Origin of the sequence: Brachybacterium ginsengisoli, from assembly GCF_002407065.1 — a bacterium.
Classification (GTDB): domain Bacteria; phylum Actinomycetota; class Actinomycetes; order Actinomycetales; family Dermabacteraceae; genus Brachybacterium; species Brachybacterium ginsengisoli.
Genome location: NZ_CP023564.1, coordinates 796,764 through 813,936, shown reverse-complemented (window position 1 = coordinate 813,936; position 17,173 = coordinate 796,764). Strand labels below are relative to the sequence as shown.

Genomic DNA, 17,173 nt, shown 5'->3' with positions numbered 1-17,173 from the left:
AAGCACCAAGTCGACTCACAAAGGAGTGATCATGACTCGACGTCTCGGCCGGCGCACGGTCATGGCTGGAGCCGCGGCCACCGCGGCGCTGGGCATGACCGGATGTCTTCAGAACCCGGATCAGAGCGGCGGCAGCGGTGGTGGCGGGGGCGAGAAGTACACGCCCGGCGACACCCCGGGAAACGGCTCGGTGAGCATCCTCGGGGCGTACGGAGGCCAGGAGCAGGAAGCCTTCATGGCCTCCCTCGAGAAGTTCGAGGCCGATTCCGGGATCACCATCAACTACACCCCGGATTCGGACTTCACGAACACGATCCAGCAGCGGGCCGGAGCCGGCGATGCACCGGATATCGCCCTGTTCCCCCAGCCCGGCGGGATGTTCGACCTCGCCGGGAAGGGGCTGATCACCCCGATCGACGTGTTCCTGGACTACGACGCGCTGAATTCCACCCTGATCCCCGGCTTCCTCGACTCGGCCAGATACCAGGGCCGCGTCTACGGCGCCCCGATGCGCATGGCCTGCAAGTCACTGATCTGGTACCCCAAGAAGGCGTACGAGGAGGGTGGCTACTCCACGGAGCCCGCCACCATGCAGGAGCTCACGAAGATCACGGAGCAGATCAAGTCCGACGACATCGCACCGTGGTCCGACGGCTGGGGTGCAGAGCAGGCGACGGGCTGGGTGGGCACCGACTGGATCGAGGAGTTCATGCTGCGCGTGCACGGCCCGGTCGTGTACGACGACTGGACGAAGCACCGCATCCCCTTCAACGCCAAGGAGGTCGTCGAGGTCTTCGACATCGTCGGCGAGCTCCTCAAGGGCGAGGGCAACGTGCTGGGAGGGACCGACGCGATCATCAACACGCCGTTCTCCGAGGCCCCTCTGCCCCTGTTCGAGGATCCGCCCAAGGCGATGCTCGTGCGCCAGGGCAATTTCGTCACCGGCTTCTTCCCCGAGGACATCCAGGCGAACATGGACGACGAGGTGGGTGTGTATGCGATGCCCACCTGGGAAGGCGGCTTCGACGGCCAGCCGATCCTCGGCGGCGGCGACCTCGCCTCCCTGTTCACCCTCAATGACGACACCGTGAAGGTGATGGAGTTCCTGACCTCGGATGCCTTCGGTGGCGAGTGGGCGACGGCCGGTGGCTGGCTGAGCCCGCATCGCACCTTCGACCAGTCCCTGTACTCCGACTCGATCACCCGAAAGGTCGCCGAGATCGCGTCGGGGGCCGCGGTGTTCCGCTATGACGGCTCGGATCTGATGCCGACGTCCGTGGGCGGCGGGTCCTTCTGGACGGGCATGGTCCAGTGGCTGCAGGGCGCGAAGACCTCGCAGGAGGTCTGCGATGAGATCGAAGCCGGGTGGCCGAAGTGACCACCACGGCACCCGCTCGCCACGGGTCCGGCGGTGCAGCACCACTGGAGAGGAACGAGCGCAAGAGCTCTCCGGCACGCCCGGTACGGGTGCTCATCGGCGCGGTCGGCATGGCGGCGACGGCCTGGTTCGTCTGCAACGCGTTCCTCGCCTTCGCGTACTACCCGCAGTGGTTCGCCGGCTCCGAGATCCTCATCGGGGTCCTCGGCCTGGTCATCGGCATCGGCGGCTCGCTGGTGTTCTTCTACTTCCTGAACCTGTGCATCGAGGGTTTTCCGTCGAGGTTCGCCGAGGGACTCATCCCCTACGCGTTCCTGCTGCCCGGCTTCAGCCTGATCGCGATCTTCCTGCTCTATCCCACGATCCAGACGATCGTCTACTCGTTCGCGAACGACGACTCCACCGACTGGGTGGGGCTGGACAACTACCGGGCGATCTTCGGCAGCGGCGCCTTCTGGTCCTCCCTGCTGAACAACTTCCTGTGGATCCTCATCGTCCCGGTCGTCACCGTGGCGTTCGGCCTGGCGGTCGCGGTCCTCGCGGACAAGCTCTCCCCCACCGGGGAGAAGGCGGCGAAGTCCTTCATCTTCCTGCCGATGGCGATCAGCTTCGTGGGCGCGGCGACGATCTGGGGACTGGTGTACGCCTTCAACTCCCCCGGAGATGCCCAGACCGGGCTGCTCAACGCGATCGTCACCGCCCTGGGCGGGGACCCGCAGCCCTGGTACCAGATCGACACTGCACGGCTGAACTCTCTCGCACTCATGGTGATCCTCATCTGGCTGCAGACGGGCTTCGCGATGGTGCTGCTGAGCTCCGCGATCAAGGGCGTCCCCGAGGACACCGTCGAGGCAGGCCGGATGGACGGCGCCAGCGAGGTACGGATCTTCTGGCAGATCATCTTCCCGCAGGTGAAAACCACACTCATCGCCGTGCTGATCACGGTGCTGATCCTGGTGCTGAAGGTCTTCGACATCATCTACGTCACGACCAACGGCCTGTACAACTCCGACGTGATCGCGAACCTCTTCTTCCGCAAGCTGTTCACCGATCAGCAGGCCGGACAGGCCTCGGCCGTCGTCGTCGTGCTCCTCCTCCTGGTGATCCCGATATTGATCTATCAGGTCAAGAGCTTCAGGGACCAGGAGGCGAACCGATGAACGGGACCATGAAGGACGGGCGCAAGCGCTCGCTCGTCGCCACGATCACCATGCCGCTCCTGGCACTGCTGTGGACGATCCCCACGATCGGTCTGCTGGTCACCAGCTTCCGTTCGCGGGAGGCCGCCGCCTCGACGGGCTGGTGGAGCAGTCTCTGGGAGGGCGGCTGGACCTTCGACAACTACGCGACGGTGCTCGGGGATCCCTCGATCTCCGGCTCGTTGATCAACTCGGTCGTGGTCGCGGTGCCGGCCACGGTGCTGCCGATCATGTTCGCGGCCTTCGCCGCGTACGCCTTCACCTTCATCGAGTTCCGCGGCAAGGACTTCCTGTTCATCGCGATCGTCGCGGTGATGGTGGTGCCGATCCAGGTGTCCTTCCAGCCGATGCTGGACCTCCTCGGGCCGCGCGGGCTCGGGATCAACGGACAGTTCGTGGCGGTGTGGATGCTGCACACCGGCTTCGGCATGCCGCTGGCGGTCTACACGCTGCGCAACTACATGGCCACTCTCCCCACCTCGGTCGTGGAGAGCGCGAAGATCGACGGCGCCTCGCACTTCCAGACGTTCTGGCGGCTGGTGGCACCGATGTCCTCGCCGGCGATCGCGGCCTTCGCCACCCTGCAGTTCCTGTGGGTGTGGAACGACCTGCTCATCGCCAAGCTGTTCCTGGGCGGCGGGGACAACAAGACGGTCATCGTGAGCCTGCAGCAGATGCTGGGCACCCAGGGCCAGGGAGCCGAGCTCCTGACGGCCGGTGCCTTCATCTCGATGGTGATCCCGATGCTCGTCTTCTTCGGCCTCCAGCGCTTCCTGGTGCGAGGCATGACGGCGGGGTCGGTCAAGGGGTAGCCGGCCGATTGCGCCCTCGGCGTAGCTCCCTCCACAGCGTCCCCGACCCCAGCACGGTGTCGGGGACGCTCGGTAGATTGGACCCATGACCGAGAACGACGAGGCCCGCAGCGGCGAGGCGACGCCGCCCCTGGCCCTGCCCGCGACCACCGTCCCCGAGCCGTCGACGGCTCCCGGCCTGCGCTGGGGAGTGATCTCGCCCGGGCACATCGCCGGGCAGTTCGTCGACACCGCGCACCGGGCGACCGCCTCCCGGGTGGTCTCCGTCGTCTCCCGCTCGCAGGAGCGGGCCGAGGAGTTCGCCGCCGCCCATGGGATCGAGAGCGCCTTCTCCTCCGTGGCGGACATGCTCGCCGCAGGCGGGATCGACGCCGTCTACATCGCCTCCCCGCACGCCCAGCACCACGAGCTGACCCGCCCCGTCCTGGAGGCAGGCCTCCCGGTGCTGGTCGAGAAGGCCTTCACCCTCAACACCGGCCAGGCCCGGGACCTGCTGGACCTCGCCGGCGAGCGCGGACTGTTCGCCATGGAGGCGATGTGGGCCCGTTTCCTGCCGCAGTACGACGTGCTGCGCCAGGTGCTCGAGGCCGGGCTGCTCGGCGAGATCGTGGAGGTCGCCGCCGACCACGGCCAGTCCTTCCCCATGGATCCGTCCCACCGCATGTACGCCCCCGAGCTGGGCGGCGGCGCGCTGCTGGACCTCGGCGTGTACCCCGTCTCCTTCGCGCAGATGGTGCTCGGCCCCCTCGACGACCTGGCCGTGCGCGGCGACCTCACCGAGACCGGCGTCGACGCGACCTTCGGCCTGCTCGCGACGGGCCCGGACGGCGGTCGTGCCCGCCTCGCCTCCACCCTGCGCTCCCGCACCCCCACAGAGGCGGTGGTGAGCGGCACCCTGGGCACCGCCCGTCTCTCCGGGGCGTTCTTCGCCCCGGGCACCCTGACCGTCTCCCTGCTGGACGGCCGATCCGCGACCTTCTCCCATCCCGGTCCCGTCGGCGACGGCATGGCGTACGAGATCGCGGAGGCGGCCCGGCGGATCACGGCCGGGGATCTCGAGTCCCCGCTGATGAGCTGGGAGGACACCCTCAGCGTGATGGGCACGATGGATGAGATCCGGGCCCGGCTCGGCGTGGTCTACCCCGGGGAGGAGACCGCATGAGCATCCAGGACTCCGCGCGCGGCCTGCGCGTCCCCTCTCCCCATCCGCCCAAGCGCGGCGTGTTCATCTCCTTCGAGGGCGGTGACGGTGCGGGCAAGTCCACGCAGATGAAGCTGCTGCACGACCACCTCGTCACGGACCGCTCCGTCTCCGAGGACCTCATCCTCACCACCCGTGAGCCCGGGGGGACGCCGCTGGGACGGAGCATCCGCGACCTGCTCCTGCACGGGGAGGACGTGGACCCGTACGCCGAGGCGCTCCTCTACGCCGCGGACCGCGCCCATCACGTGGCGACCCTGATCCGGCCCCACCTGGCCCGGGGCGGCCTGGTGCTCGGCGACCGGTACCTCGACTCGTCGGTCGCCTACCAGGGCGCCGGTCGGGAGCTGGACGCCGACGAGATCGCCGCCCTGTCCCTGTGGGCGACCGGCGGGCTGCTCCCCCACCGCACGATCCTCCTGGACGTGCCGCCGGAGGCCCTCGACGACCGCCGCGCCCCCGCGGCTCGGGACCGCCTGGAGTCCGCCGGGGTGGCCTTCCGCGAATCGGTGCGCCGCGAGTTCCTCGACCTCGCCGCGGAGGATCCGGACCGCTACGCGGTCATCGACGGCACCCTGCCCCGCGAGGAGGTGCACGCCCAGGTGCTCGCCGCCGTCGGGGAGGTGCTGAGCCTCTTCGACCCCACCTTCGAGCCCGAGACGCCCACCCGCCACCGGGACGAGCAGTGACCATGACCGGCGCCCCCTCCGGAGGTCCGACCGTGTCGGCCGACGGCGTCTGGGCCGACGTCGTCGGGCAGGACGCCGCCGTCGCGCAGTTCCGTCGCGCTGCCTCGCCCGAGGGTTCGCTGGCCCAGGCGTGGCTGGTCACCGGCCCCCCGGGCTCCGGGCGCTCCACCGCGGCGCGGGCCTTCGCCGCGACGCTGCAGTGCGAGCAGGGGATCGGGTGCGGTCAGTGCCGGGCCTGCCGGACCACGCTCGCGGGCACCCATCCTGACGTCACCGTCGTCGCGACGGACAAGCTGTCCATCGCGAAGGAGGAGGTGCGCGGGCTGGTGATGACCGCGCAGCGCGCCCCCGCCACCGGGAACCGCCGGGTGCTGATCGTGGAGGACGCCGATCGCATGAGCGCCGGCACCTTCAACGTGCTGCTGAAGTCGATCGAGGAGCCGCCTCCGGCGACGGTGTGGATGCTGTGCGCCCCCTCCGCCGAGGACCTCGCCCCCACGATCCGCTCCCGCTGCCGCCTGGTGACGCTCTCGGTGCCGCCCTCCGAGGTGGTCGCCGATCTGCTGCGCCGCCGCGACGGGATCGACGAGCAGCTCGCGGTGCGGGCCGCTCGCGCCGCCCAGGGCCACATCGGTCTCGCGCTGCGCTACGCCACGCAGGAGGGCGCCCTGGCCGCACGGGAGGAGTCGGCTCGCACGCTGCTCTCGCTGCGCAGCGCCGGGCAGGCCGTGCTCGCTGCCCAGGGACTGGTGGATCGCGCCACCGCCGAGGCGAAGGAGCACGCGGACGTCGTCGCCGCCGAGGAGAAGGAGCGCTTCCTGCGCTCCGCCGGGATCGACGACGGCAAGGTGCCGCCCTCGCTGCGCTCCCAGGTGCGCCAGCTCGAGGAGGACGCGAAGCGTCGGCAGACCCGCCTGGTCCGCGACGTGCTGGACCGCTACCTCCTCGATGCCCACTCCGTGCTGCGGGACGTCCTGAGCAAACAGCTCGGCACCGAGGCGGAGCTGGTCAACATCGAGGTCGCTCCCGAGATCGAGCAGGCCGCCTCGCAGGGCTCGGGCCGGATCACGCTGGGGCTGCTGGAGGCCGTGCAGGGCGCCCGGGACCGCATCAGCGGCAACGTGCCGCCGCTGCTGGCGATCGAGGCCCTCCTGTCCCGCATCGCGGTCTCCCTGCGCTGACCAGCCGGGCGAGGCCACGCCGAGCTCCCCGGGCACCGCGCCGCCCCGGCACGCGGCACCCGGCACCCGGCCCCTCGGCACTCGGCACCCGGCCCTTCGGCACGCGGCACCCGGCCGCGCCACGCGGCCCTCACACAGCGATGCGCGCTTCTGAACCAGATCCTGGTTCAGAAGCGCGCATCGACGATGAGCCGCGGGCGCGGCCGCAGCGGTCAGTCCTCGGGCGAGTCGGCCTCGGGGACCTCGTCGACCCGAGCCTCCTCCGTGGGCTGGTCAGCGGCAGGCAGCTCCGCGGCGACCTGCTCGTGGGCCGGCTGCTCAGCCGCCTCCTCGGGCGTGACCGCGTCGATCGGCAGCTCGTCGGCGACCCGTCCCGCCGTGACCTGCTCGACCTGACCGTCGGACGCCTGGTCTGCCGTGCTCGGCGACTCCTCGGCGGCGTCGGCGGCCTCGCCGGCCTCGCCGGCGTCGGCGGCGTCACCCGCGGGCTGCTCGCCGGCGGGGGTCACCTCGATCGGCGACGCGTCGGCGGGTGCATCCTTCTCCAGCTCGACGTCCAGCTCGTCGACGACCACGCCGCTGCCGCGCGGGATCTCGTGGTCCTCGTCCTCCTGGCCGGTCTCGGAGTGCGCACCGCAGCCGTAGTTCAGGTGCACCACACGGCCGTCCGCCGGGGACCACTCGTTGGTGCAGACCCCGAATTCGTGGCGCAGGGAGCCGGAGAGCTGGGCGAAGAATCCGCAGCTGGTGCAGTTCGCCGCGACGGTTCCGCGGCGACCGCGGCCGGAGGTCTGACGCGGTCCGAAGTCGCCCTCGAGCCAGCGCTCGGCGGCCTCGCCACGGCCCTCCTGGGAGAGCACGCGGGTGCGCCCCAGGCCCAGCTCCCACAGAGCGACCTGGTCGGCGTCCTCGTCGCCCGTGGCCTCATAGCCCTGCTCGAGACGGTCGTCCTGCTCGCGGTAGGGCAGCAGGTCGTCGGCGCCGACGTCCGAGGGCTTCAGGCGCTCGGACCACGGCTCCCAGTCGGGGGCGAGAATCGCGTCGTCACCGGGCAGCAGCGCGGTCTCGGCGACCGTCGCGACCTTGGCGCGCGAGGCGCGGGTGACCACGACCACCCAGGACCATCCCCGGTACCCGGGCATGGTGCACTCGAAGACGTGGGTGACCAGCCGTTCCCCGCTCGCCTCGGCGCGGAGGTGCTCGCCGACCTGGCCGGGCTCGGTGACCTCGAGCAGGGCCTCGCGGGCGAGTTCGACGGCCTCAGCCGCGATCGCGTCGAGCTTGGGCTTCGCGGTGCGGGCGCGGCGGGGTGCGGTGGTCGGTGACGTCATGGGTTCAGGCCTCGAAGTTGTCGGCGACGGCGCGGAGGACGGTGGCGATCTTCTGCGAGTGGCCGCGATCGGGGTAACGCCCCTGACGCAGTCCGTTGGAGGCGTCGTCGAGCAGACGGATCAGGTCCTCGACCATGCCCGCCATCTCGTCGGGCTTCTGGCGCCGGGCGCGGCTGACCGACGGCGCGGGCTCGAGCAGCTGCAGCGAGAGCACCTGCGGTCCGCGACGACCGTCGACCATGTCGAACTCCACCCGAGCGCCGGGCCGCAGCGAGGCGGCTCCCTCGGGCAGGTTCGAGGCGTGCACGTAGACGCTCTGTCCGTCCTCGTCATCGAGGATGAAGCCGAAGCCCTTCTCGGCGTCGTAGAACTTCACCTTGCCGCGTGGCACCTGGATCCCATTCCTTGTCTGCTGTTCATCGGTCTGCGGGTACTGGTTCCCGGGACGCGGGCGGAGCCTCCGTGCCGGCCGCTCCGCATCCGCCCCGAGGGGCTGCCGGAGACCGTCCGGCAACGCTCGAGTCTATCGTGCCGGTGCCGCACCGTGGCGAGCGGAATATGCCGTGGTGACCACGGACACCGCGACGGAGACCGGGAGGGGCCGACGGGCGCCGCACCCGAAGGCTCCCGGACCCGGCCGACGCTCCGCTCAGCGACGGCGCTCGGGCGGGATCTCCCGCGCCGGAGCGGCGGGCGGGACGGGGTCCAGGCCGAGCCCGATGAGCACCTGCTCCAGGATCATCGCGGTGAAGCCCCAGACGAGGGCGTCGCCGGGGAGGTCGAAGAGAGGGCCGACGCCGCGGCCGTCGAGCTCCCCCCGCTGCTGGAGAGCCGGGTCCGAGAGGGACCCGGGGCCGGTCAGCGGCGCCCACACCAGGCGCTCCACCTCGATCGGGTCCTGCACGTCGAGCGGCGGCGGGGCCGGTGACCAGCTCAGCACCGGGGTCACCACCTGGGACCGCCACGGCATGGGGATCGGCGCGAAGGCGCCGAGCACCCTCACGTCGGCCGCGACGAGCCCGGTCTCCTCACGAGCCTCCCGCAGGGCGGTGTCGACGTCGTCCTGATCTCCGGGATCACGGCCGCCGCCGGGGAGGGAGAACTGCCCCGGCTGGGAGCGCATGGTGCGGCCGCGCTCCTCGAGCACCAGCTGGGCGTCGTGGATCTCGGTGCCGGCCACGTGGATGAGCACGGCGCTGCGGCGCATGGGCCGCTCGGTGCGCGGCGGAGCCGGGACCCGAGGATCGCGGGACACCAGCACATCCCCTCGTCCGGCCCGCTCGCCGAGCGGCGCGAGGAAGGCCGGGAGCGGGGGCAGCGAGGAACCGCCGGCCGGGCCGGGCCGAGCCCCCCGAGGGTCCCGAGGGTCCCGAGGGTCCCGAGGATCCCGAGGATCCAGGGCGCTCATGCGACGCCCACTCGGGGGCAGACGTCGGCGAGGACGCACTCCCCGCAGCGCGGCGACCGTGCGGTGCACACCCGCCGTCCGTGGAGGATCATCCGCAGTCCGAGCAGGGTGAGCTCCTCGGACTCGGCGCCGGATCCGTCGTGATCCATCCTCGCGACCACGTCCTCCTCGACGGCGCGCGGGTCGGTGCGCTCGGTCCAGCCCAGACGGCGCGAGAGGCGGCCGACGTGGGTGTCGACCGCCAGCAGGGAGTGGCCGAACCATGCTCCGCGCACCACATGGGCTGTCTTGCGCCCCACCCCGGGCAGCGCCTCGAGGGCGACCTGATCATCGGGGACCTGCCCGCCGTGGTGCTCGAGGAGCCCCTGCGCGAGCCCGATGATCCGACGCGCCCGGGTGGCTCCCATCCCCAGCGGGCGGAGGATCGCGGTGACGTCGGACTCCTCCGCCCCGGCGAGCGCGACGGGCCCCGACCAGCGGGAGAAGAGCTCCGGGGTCACCTGGTTGACGCGCACGTCGGTGGTCTGCGCGGACAGGACCGTCGCGACCAGGAGCTCGAAGGCGTCTCGATGGTCGAGCTCCGTGCGTGCGCCGCGGTGCAGATCCTCCAGCCGGGAGGCGACGATCGAGGCGTCCGCCGCTTCGGAGGCACGGATCGCGCTCGTGCCCGGACGGGTCGACCTCGACATCTGGACTGATCCTCCTCGGGCGGGTGGCGGGACCGAACGGCCTCGGCACGGTAGGGTTTGACCATCATGTGACAGCGGCCACCGCAGTTGGTGGTCCTCGCCACATCGAGTAGCACAGCACGGTCCCGGTCGTCGGGGCCCCACACTCAGGAGGTTCCGTGGACGAGAACATCGTACGGTCATCACCGCTGTTCGCTGCGCTCGACGAGGACGGCAAGCAGGCCGTGCTGGCGTCGATGAAGCAGGAGGACTACCACCGCAGCGCCATCATCTTCCGGGAGGGTGATCCGGGCGATCGCCTGTTCATCATCGGCTCCGGCAAGGTGAAGGTCGGCCACGCCTCGGGCGACGGCCGCGAGAACCTGCTGGCCGTGCTCGGCCCCGGGGAGACCCTCGGCGAGCTCTCGCTGTTCGACCCGGCACCGCGCAACGCGACGGCCACCGTGGTCGCCGAGTCGACCCTCTACTCACTCTCGCAGCAGGACCTCTACCGGGTCCTCGCCCAGCGGCCCGAGGTCGCCCGCCACCTGCTCGCCTCGCTCGCCCGCCGCCTCCGCAAGACCAACGAGTCCCTCGCGGACCTGGTTTTCGCCGACGTGCCCGGTCGCGTGGCGAAGAACGTCCTCGATCTCGCCCAGCGCTTCGGCCGACAGACGGACGATGGCGTGATGGTCGCCCACGGCCTCACCCAGGAGGAGCTCGCCCAGCTGGTCGGCGCCTCCCGCGAGACCGTCAACAAGGCCCTGGCGGACTTCGCCTCGCGCGGCTGGATCCGCCTCGAGGCCCGTGCGGTGCTCATCTCCGACGTCGAGCGTCTGCGCCGCCGCGCCCGCTGATGTCCTGAGGCGCGGCACCTGCAGCGGCGTCGCCACCCACCCACCGGATCCCCCGGCCCCGTTCCCTGCGGACGGTGCCGGGGGATCCGTCGTTCCCGGGCTCCGGGTCGACGGCCTGGGGCTCCGAGCTGTCGACGAGCCGTCGAGCACAGCCGATCCGGCTCCTCAGCGCTCCTCGGTGAGGTGCTCGAGCGTGGCGCGCAGGTTCCAGCGGGCGGCGCCGAGGAGCTCGGCGGGAAGATCCGGGCCATAGACGACGCGCAGCAGCCGGTCCATGGTCAGCACGCCGGCGGTCCGTGCGCGACGCACCTCCTCGATGCGTTCGCGGCGGTGGGCGATCGCCCCCTCGATCGCCTCGAGGGCGTCGAGCGGCGTCTCCATGACGGTGCCGTGACCGGGATGGATGGAGCCGATGCGCCCGTCGACGGTCATCGCCCGCAGGATCGCCAGGGACTGCAGGTACTCGGTGAGGGACCCGCCGTCGTCCGGCACGATCACGGTGGACGAGCCGCCCAGCAGGGTGTCGCCGCTGAGGAGACGCCCTCCGTCGACGAGCACCGCGACGGAGTCCGAGGTGTGCCCGGGCAGGTGGATGACGTGGCCGACGGTCCCGTGGTCGCCCTCCAGCGTGGCCGGCAGCGGCCGCGCGCCGGGAACTGCGGAGGGGTCGGCGGCCCACAGCGGCACCTCGTGCCCGCTGCGGGCGGCGAGCTGCCGCGCCAGGGTCGCGGCTCCCGCGGAGTGGTCGAGGTGACGGTGGGTCACGAGCACGCCCTGGGGCCGGGCGGCCGCGCCGCAGCGCAGCAGGAGCTCGGCGAGGTGCTCGGGATCGCGGGGGCCGGGGTCGACGACCCACACCAGGTCACCGTCGCGCAGCACATAGCTGTTGGTGCCCGTGAGGGTCATCGGGCCGGGGTTGCCCGCCCGCACCTGGATCAGCTCGACGGGAGGCCCCTCGGGATCCCGCAGGGAGACGTGCTCGTCCACGGCGTCCTCAGCCGATCGGGACGGCGGGGCGGTCGAGCTCGACCAGCAGGTCGAGCTCCACCGGGGCGTCCAGCGGGAGGACGGCGACGCCGACGGCGGCACGGGCATGGGTGCCCGCCTCGCCGAAGATCTCCCCCAGCAGCTCGCTGGCGCCGTTGATCACCGCGGGCTGCGCGGTGAACGAGGGATCCGAGGCGACGTAGCCGGTGAGCTTGACGACCCGGACCACTCGATCCAGATCCCCCACCAGCGACTCGACGGCAGCCAGCGCGTTGAGGCAGCAGATCGCAGCGAGCTCGGCGGCCTGCTCCTGCGTGACCTCCGCCCCGACCTTGCCGGTCCGGGGCAGGGCGCCGTCCACGAAGGGCAGCTGGCCGGAGGTGTGGACCTGGTGGCCGGTGGCGACGGCCGGCACGTAGGCGGCGACCGGAGCGGCGACGGCGGGCAGGGCGAGCCCGCGCTCGGCGAGCCGGGCGCGGATGCGCGTGCTCCTCGGGGCGACGGTCATCGACTCAGCCCTCGCCGAGGGGGCGCTTGAGGTAGGCCACCAGGTTCTCGGGATTCGGTCCCGGCACGACCTGGACCAGCTCCCACCCCTCCTCGCCGTAGTTGTCGAGAATCTGCTTGGTCGCGTGGATCAGCAGCGGGACGGTCAGGTACTCCCAGCGGGTGACGGTGCTCATGGGGCGAGCCTACCGGCCGACGCGCTGCGAGGTGGTGGCGCCTCAGTCGCCCACGGCCGCCTTCTCGGCGCGACGCAGGACGTCCCACCAGCTGTTCACATCGGGGTGACGGCGCAGCAGCCGCCGGCGCTCCCGTTCGGTCATCCCGCCCCACACCCCGAAGTCGACACGGTTGTCGAGGGCATCGGCGAGGCACTCGGTCCTGACGGGGCAGGCGCCGCAGGCGACCTTCACGGAATGCTGCTCCGCTCCCTGCACGAAGAAGCCGTCGGGCTCCATGCTCACGCAGGCACCCCGCGTGGCCCAGCTGGAGTCCGTGGTGACGGGAGATTCCCCGATCGTCATGCGTTTCCCCTTCCCATGCGTCGGATCGACATTGATCCGCTCCGAGACCCCACTGTATGGAGACAGTCGCCACAGTGCAAAACGCCGCCGAGCTCCCAGAGGTTCGGACTGGCCGTGATATAGGACAGAGTTCCTGGTCACGTGTCACATGAGGTGCGGACATCGCGTTCGGGTGACGACCAGAGGACGTTCAGCGAACGCCTCGCGAGGCCTCGGACGAGGACGCGGCCCGTTCCTCGCGGTCGCCGGCGAAGTGCCCGCCCCACGGCACGGAATGGTGAAGATTCCGCGCTCGTGGCATGCCTGATGGCCTATGAACAGCCCCTGGCCGTAGTCTGGGAGCATGGCCCGCACCACCTCCGCGCCCGCCTCCGGTCGCTCGCTCCCCGTCGCCCTGCTGCAGACCGTCTACCTGCTGCTGGGACTGCTCGCCGTCTCCGCCCTGGCCGGCGTGCTGATGGCGGCGTTCTTCCTGCCGATGGTGTCCGCCGGCTCGGCGGCCGCCAAGGACGGCGTCGACCTGTTCGACTCGTACCCCAGCGAGCTCGAGGTCGAGCCGCTGAACGAGGCGAGCCGCATCGAGGCCTCGGACGGGTCCCTGCTGGCGATCTTCTACTCCGAGAACCGCATCATGGTGCCGCTGGAGGAAATCTCCCCGCACATGCAGCACGCGGTGGTGGCCGTCGAGGACCGCCGCTTCTACGAGCACGGCGGCGTGGACCCGCGCGGCATGGTCCGGGCCTTCGCCTCGAACGCCGCCGGCGGTGCGACCCAGGGCGGCTCAACCCTGACCCAGCAGTACGTGAAGAACGCGCTCCTCATGGACGCCGTGCAGCGCGGCGACCAGGAGGACCAGCTCGAGGCGACCTCGCAGACCTACGGCCGCAAGCTGCGTGAGGCCAAGCTGGCCCTCTCCCTCGAGAAGCAGTGGTCCAAGGACGAGATCCTCAACGCCTACCTCAACGTGGCGCAGTTCGGCCCCTCCCAGTACGGGGTCGAGACGGGGGCCCGCCACTACTTCAACAAGAGCGCCGTGGACCTGAACCCGGGCGAGGCGGCACTGCTGGCGGGCGTCACCAACGGCCCGAACCAGTACGACCCCGTCTCCCACCCGGAGGCCGGCCAGAAGCGGCGCAACGAGGTCCTGGGCGACATGCGCCGTGACGGCTACATCACCGACGCGGAGTACGAGAAGTACACCTCGCAGCCCGTCGAGGACATGCTGGACATCAAGAACGTCCAGGCCGGCTGCGCCTCCGCCGGGACCAGCGGATTCTTCTGCGACTACGTGACGCGCTCGCTGCTCAACGACCCCGACTTCGCCCCGAGCTACGAGGAGCGCCGCCAGCTCCTCTACGGCGGCGGCCTCACCATCCGCACCACGCTGGACCCCAAGACCCAGGCGGCGGCGGTGGACATCGTGAACCGGAAGGTCCCGGGCGACTCCCAGAGCGGGTTCGGGCACTCCATCGTCACCGTGGAGCCCGGCACCGGCAAGATCCTCACGATGGCGGAGAACCGCACCTTCAACCCGTACGCGGACGTCAAGCCCGGCGAGACCGCGATCAACTACAACGTGCCGAAGTCGCTCGGCGGCGGCAGCGGCTTCCCGGTCGGCTCGACCTTCAAGCCCTTCGTGCTGCAGGACTGGCTCGAGAAGGACCGGTCGATCTACGACAAGGTCAACACCGAGCGCCGTCCGATCTCGCGGTCGCCGGCGAAGTGCCTGTCCCACGGCGCCTGGCGCTCGGGCGAGTCCTGGAACCCGGACAACGCCGTCTCCGTGCCGATCGCCCCCATGGAGCCGGCGCTGAACGCGACCAAGTTCTCGATCAACACCGCCTACACCGACATGGCGCGCCAGCTGGACCTGTGCGACATCGCGACCACAGCACGGAAGATCGGTGTGGTCCCGGCGACCTACGACCCCTACGACCCGACCACGTGGGAGATGCCGATCGAGGACATCTACAAGACCGAGCTGGCCCCGGCGGTGCTGGTGCTCGGCGAGGTGCGGATCTCGGCGCTGAACATGGCGGCGTCCTACGCCACCTGGGCCTCGGGCGGCACCTACTGCTCCCCGCAGGCCATCGAGGAGGTGCTCGACCGCAACGGCGATCCGATGAAGATCTCCGGCGCCGACTGCCACCAGGCGGTGGAGAAGGACGTCGCCGACGCCATGGCCTGGACCCTCCAGCAGGATCTCGAGGACCCGAGGGCCACCGGCAAGGGGAAGATCATCGAGGGCCACCCGGCGGGCGGCAAGACCGGCACCTCGGGCCAGCAGTTCCACACCTGGTACGTCGGCTTCACCCGCCAGATGTCCACCGCCGTGTGGTTCGGCCATCCGAACGCGAACGTCCGCCCCGGCGGCTTCGCCGTGGACGGCGAGATGCTCCAGCGCGGCAAGGTCTGGGGCAACACCGTCTCCCTGCCCACGTGGCAGGAGTACATGACCCGGGCGCACCAGGGCCTGCCCAGCGAGCCGTTCCCCGCCGCTCCCGCGAAGCCGGCCGGGCAGTCCGCGGACGCAGCCCAGAAGGGCGTGGTCCCCGATGTCTCGGGCATGGTGCTCAGCCAGGCGACGAGCGCCGTCGAGTCGGCCGGCTACAAGGTCGAGGTGCGCAACGAGGCCAGCGCCTCGGTGGGCAAGTGGTACGTGATCGGCACCGACCCAGCCGCGGGCACCCGTCTGCCCGAGGGTCAGACCGTCGTGATCCGCCAGTCCACCGGGAAGGGCTGAGGTGCGGCCGGTCGTCGCGGCCGCCGGTGCAGCAGGCGCCCTCGGGCTGGGTGCCGCCGCCGCGGCCCATGTGTGGGCGCGCCACGTCGAGATCCACCGCTACACGCTGCGAGAGGTCGGGCTGCGGATCCTGCCTCCGGGCACGCGGACGATCCGCATCCTGCACATCAGCGACATCCACCTGATGCCCGACCAGCAGCGCAAGCTCGACTTCCTCGAGCATCTCGCCCTGCTGCGCCCGCATCTGGTGATCGACACCGGGGACAACATCTCCTCCGCCGCGTCGATCCCGGTGCTGGCGGCGGCGCTCGAGCCGCTGCTGCGCCGCCCCGGAGCGTTCGTCAGGGGCTCGAACGACATGTTCGCCCCGATGCCGAAGAACCCTGCGCGCTACCTGCTGCCGGACGCCCGCCCCTCCGGGATGACCGATCCGAAGGAACCCACGCTCCCGGTCCAGGAGCTCACCGACCGGCTCACGGAGCATGGCTGGAAGAACCTCACCAACACGCGCGCGAGCATCGAGCTGGGCGGGCTCGAGGTGCGCCTGACCGGCGTCGACGATCCCCATCTGGAGCTCGACGAGATGCCCGCGCCCCTGGACCCCGAGCCGCCCCTGCCCGCACACGGGAGCGTGCTCCGGCTCGGAGTGGCGCACGCGCCCTATCGGCGCGTGCTGGACTCCCTCGCGGCCGACGGCGCGGACCTCCTCCTGGCCGGCCACACCCACGGCGGACAGCTGCGACTGCCCGGCATCGGCGCGATCGTGACCAACTGCGACATCCCCCGCCATCAGGCTCGAGGACTGTCCACCTGGCAGGGCGTGCCCCTGAACGTCAGCGCCGGGATGGGCGCGAGCCCGTATGCGAACTACCGCCTGTTCACGCCGCCGGAGGCGACCTTGCTCACGTTGCGTGCGCCGAAGGCCTCACCGGTGCACTGAGCACTCCGCGGGCCTGTTAGAGTTTCTCCTCGGTGACCCGCTTCGGCAGGCATCACCGGGGTGTGGCGCAGCTTGGTAGCGCGTGCCGTTCGGGACGGCAAGGTCGCAGGTTCAAATCCTGTCACCCCGACCATGCAGAAGGACCGCGGGATCGTCGATCGATCCCCGGTCCTTCTTTCCTTTCCGGGAATTGCCGGATGCCGCATCGCCGGACATGCCCCGGCGACGGCGAATGCACGCCCCCAAGGACAATTCGGACGAAACGCCCGCCCATGACCAGGGCGGATCGCCCACGGCGGAGCCCAGCACATTCCGGAGCCCCGGATTCAGGCCCTGAATAACAATGGTGTAACTACCACAACGGGAGTCGATTTCCGAGGGGAACACGGGGCAATATCCTCGTTTTCGGTAAAATCTTTGCAAAGACGTGGCGCTCGGAGCGCAAACTCAGGTGTGAGCCCTTCACAACCTGCACATACAGTGATCCGCAGTGCTGCCGTTGCTCAGACAGCGCGCACCGGGCTGTCGCCTTCCCGTCACCGGCCCGGTTCCTTCCTCCTCTTCCCTGGGTGACGGGCGTCGGTCCGTGCGCGTCGTCCTCGCCGCCGCACCTCCCGAGCGGGGCGACCAGAGAAAGTGATCGACCCACGATGTTCCAGTCATCCCCACGAGGCGCGCACCGGGCACCGGGCCGCGCCGTGATCGACTACCGCGGGCTCGCAGCCCCGGTCGGTCGAGGCGTCGGAGGCGT

General features: G+C 70.8%; 17 protein-coding genes and 1 tRNA gene. 10 read left to right on the top strand and 8 right to left on the bottom strand.

Annotated elements, in window-relative coordinates; genetic code table 11:
* Nucleotides 1–31 precede the first annotated feature (31 nt).
* From CFK41_RS03455 to CFK41_RS03430, 6 genes are all read left to right on the top strand, one after another.
* Nucleotides 32–1,378: an ABC transporter substrate-binding protein gene (locus CFK41_RS03455; RefSeq protein ID WP_096798415.1), complete on the top strand. Its 1,347-nt coding sequence runs from the start codon at nucleotides 32–34 to the stop codon at nucleotides 1,376–1,378.
* Complete coding sequence (locus tag CFK41_RS03450; RefSeq protein ID WP_321169383.1) at nucleotides 1,366–2,538, top strand: carbohydrate ABC transporter permease; 1,173 nt, start codon at nucleotides 1,366–1,368, stop codon at nucleotides 2,536–2,538. Before CFK41_RS03455 ends, CFK41_RS03450 begins: the two co-directional genes overlap by 13 nt.
* Complete coding sequence (locus CFK41_RS03445) at nucleotides 2,535–3,389, top strand: carbohydrate ABC transporter permease (protein ID WP_096798414.1); 855 nt, start codon at nucleotides 2,535–2,537, stop codon at nucleotides 3,387–3,389. Before CFK41_RS03450 ends, CFK41_RS03445 begins: the two co-directional genes overlap by 4 nt.
* Before the next feature lie 85 nt (nucleotides 3,390–3,474).
* Entirely contained in the window at nucleotides 3,475–4,551 is a 1,077-nt protein-coding gene (locus CFK41_RS03440) for a Gfo/Idh/MocA family protein (protein WP_096798413.1), read from the top strand.
* Nucleotides 4,548–5,279 (top strand): dTMP kinase, encoded by a 732-nt coding sequence (gene tmk, locus CFK41_RS03435; protein ID WP_096798412.1) that lies wholly within the window; start codon nucleotides 4,548–4,550, stop codon nucleotides 5,277–5,279. Before CFK41_RS03440 ends, tmk begins: the two co-directional genes overlap by 4 nt.
* Nucleotides 5,280–5,281: 2 nt before the next feature.
* A complete protein-coding gene (locus CFK41_RS03430; RefSeq protein ID WP_096798411.1) occupies nucleotides 5,282–6,460 on the top strand; it encodes a DNA polymerase III subunit delta' in 1,179 nt (392 codons plus the stop codon).
* A gap of 212 nt (nucleotides 6,461–6,672) precedes the next feature.
* Here the strand turns inward: CFK41_RS03430 and CFK41_RS03425 are convergent, their stop codons facing one another.
* The 4 genes from CFK41_RS03425 to CFK41_RS03410 all read right to left on the bottom strand — a co-directional run bounded on the left by CFK41_RS03425 (nucleotide 6,673) and on the right by CFK41_RS03410 (nucleotide 9,888).
* On the bottom strand, nucleotides 6,673–7,791 hold the full coding sequence (locus CFK41_RS03425; RefSeq protein WP_096798410.1) for a DUF3027 domain-containing protein: 1,119 nt from the start codon (nucleotides 7,789–7,791) through the stop codon (nucleotides 6,673–6,675).
* Nucleotides 7,792–7,795: 4 nt separating this feature from the next.
* On the bottom strand, nucleotides 7,796–8,182 hold the full coding sequence (locus CFK41_RS03420; RefSeq protein ID WP_096798409.1) for a cold-shock protein: 387 nt from the start codon (nucleotides 8,180–8,182) through the stop codon (nucleotides 7,796–7,798).
* Nucleotides 8,183–8,440: 258 nt separating this feature from the next.
* Nucleotides 8,441–9,046, bottom strand: coding sequence for an NUDIX hydrolase (locus CFK41_RS03415; RefSeq protein WP_227873193.1), 606 nt, complete (start codon nucleotides 9,044–9,046; stop codon nucleotides 8,441–8,443).
* Nucleotides 9,047–9,195: 149 nt separating this feature from the next.
* Nucleotides 9,196–9,888, bottom strand: coding sequence for an endonuclease III domain-containing protein (locus tag CFK41_RS03410; RefSeq protein WP_096798407.1), 693 nt, complete (start codon nucleotides 9,886–9,888; stop codon nucleotides 9,196–9,198).
* A 158-nt stretch (nucleotides 9,889–10,046) separates the two neighbouring features.
* On the opposite strand from CFK41_RS03410, the gene CFK41_RS03405 reads away from it, so the two are divergent.
* A complete protein-coding gene (locus CFK41_RS03405; protein ID WP_096798406.1) occupies nucleotides 10,047–10,724 on the top strand; it encodes a Crp/Fnr family transcriptional regulator in 678 nt (225 codons plus the stop codon).
* A 165-nt stretch (nucleotides 10,725–10,889) separates the two neighbouring features.
* Here CFK41_RS03405 and CFK41_RS03400 read toward each other — a convergent pair whose 3' ends face one another.
* Genes CFK41_RS03400 through CFK41_RS03385 form a run of 4 tightly spaced genes read right to left on the bottom strand, consistent with a single transcriptional unit; the run spans nucleotide 10,890 to nucleotide 12,739 of the window.
* Nucleotides 10,890–11,711: an MBL fold metallo-hydrolase gene (locus CFK41_RS03400; protein ID WP_227873192.1), complete on the bottom strand. Its 822-nt coding sequence runs from the start codon at nucleotides 11,709–11,711 to the stop codon at nucleotides 10,890–10,892.
* A 7-nt stretch (nucleotides 11,712–11,718) separates the two neighbouring features.
* Nucleotides 11,719–12,219 (bottom strand): RidA family protein, encoded by a 501-nt coding sequence (locus CFK41_RS03395; RefSeq protein ID WP_096798404.1) that lies wholly within the window; start codon nucleotides 12,217–12,219, stop codon nucleotides 11,719–11,721.
* A 4-nt stretch (nucleotides 12,220–12,223) separates the two neighbouring features.
* Entirely contained in the window at nucleotides 12,224–12,394 is a 171-nt protein-coding gene (locus CFK41_RS03390; RefSeq protein ID WP_096798403.1) for a DUF4177 domain-containing protein, read from the bottom strand.
* A 42-nt stretch (nucleotides 12,395–12,436) separates the two neighbouring features.
* Entirely contained in the window at nucleotides 12,437–12,739 is a 303-nt protein-coding gene (locus tag CFK41_RS03385) for a WhiB family transcriptional regulator (protein ID WP_096798402.1), read from the bottom strand.
* A gap of 343 nt (nucleotides 12,740–13,082) precedes the next feature.
* Between CFK41_RS03385 and CFK41_RS03380 the strand changes: the two genes are divergently transcribed.
* The 3 genes from CFK41_RS03380 (at nucleotide 13,083) to CFK41_RS03370 (ending at nucleotide 16,555) form a co-directional block, all read left to right on the top strand.
* A complete protein-coding gene (locus tag CFK41_RS03380) occupies nucleotides 13,083–15,482 on the top strand; it encodes a penicillin-binding protein (RefSeq protein ID WP_151904662.1) in 2,400 nt (799 codons plus the stop codon).
* Nucleotide 15,483: 1 nt separating this feature from the next.
* Entirely contained in the window at nucleotides 15,484–16,422 is a 939-nt protein-coding gene (locus CFK41_RS03375; RefSeq protein ID WP_096798401.1) for a metallophosphoesterase, read from the top strand.
* 56 nt (nucleotides 16,423–16,478) lie between these two features.
* Nucleotides 16,479–16,555, top strand: a tRNA-Pro gene (locus tag CFK41_RS03370).
* Nucleotides 16,556–17,173 lie beyond the last annotated feature (618 nt).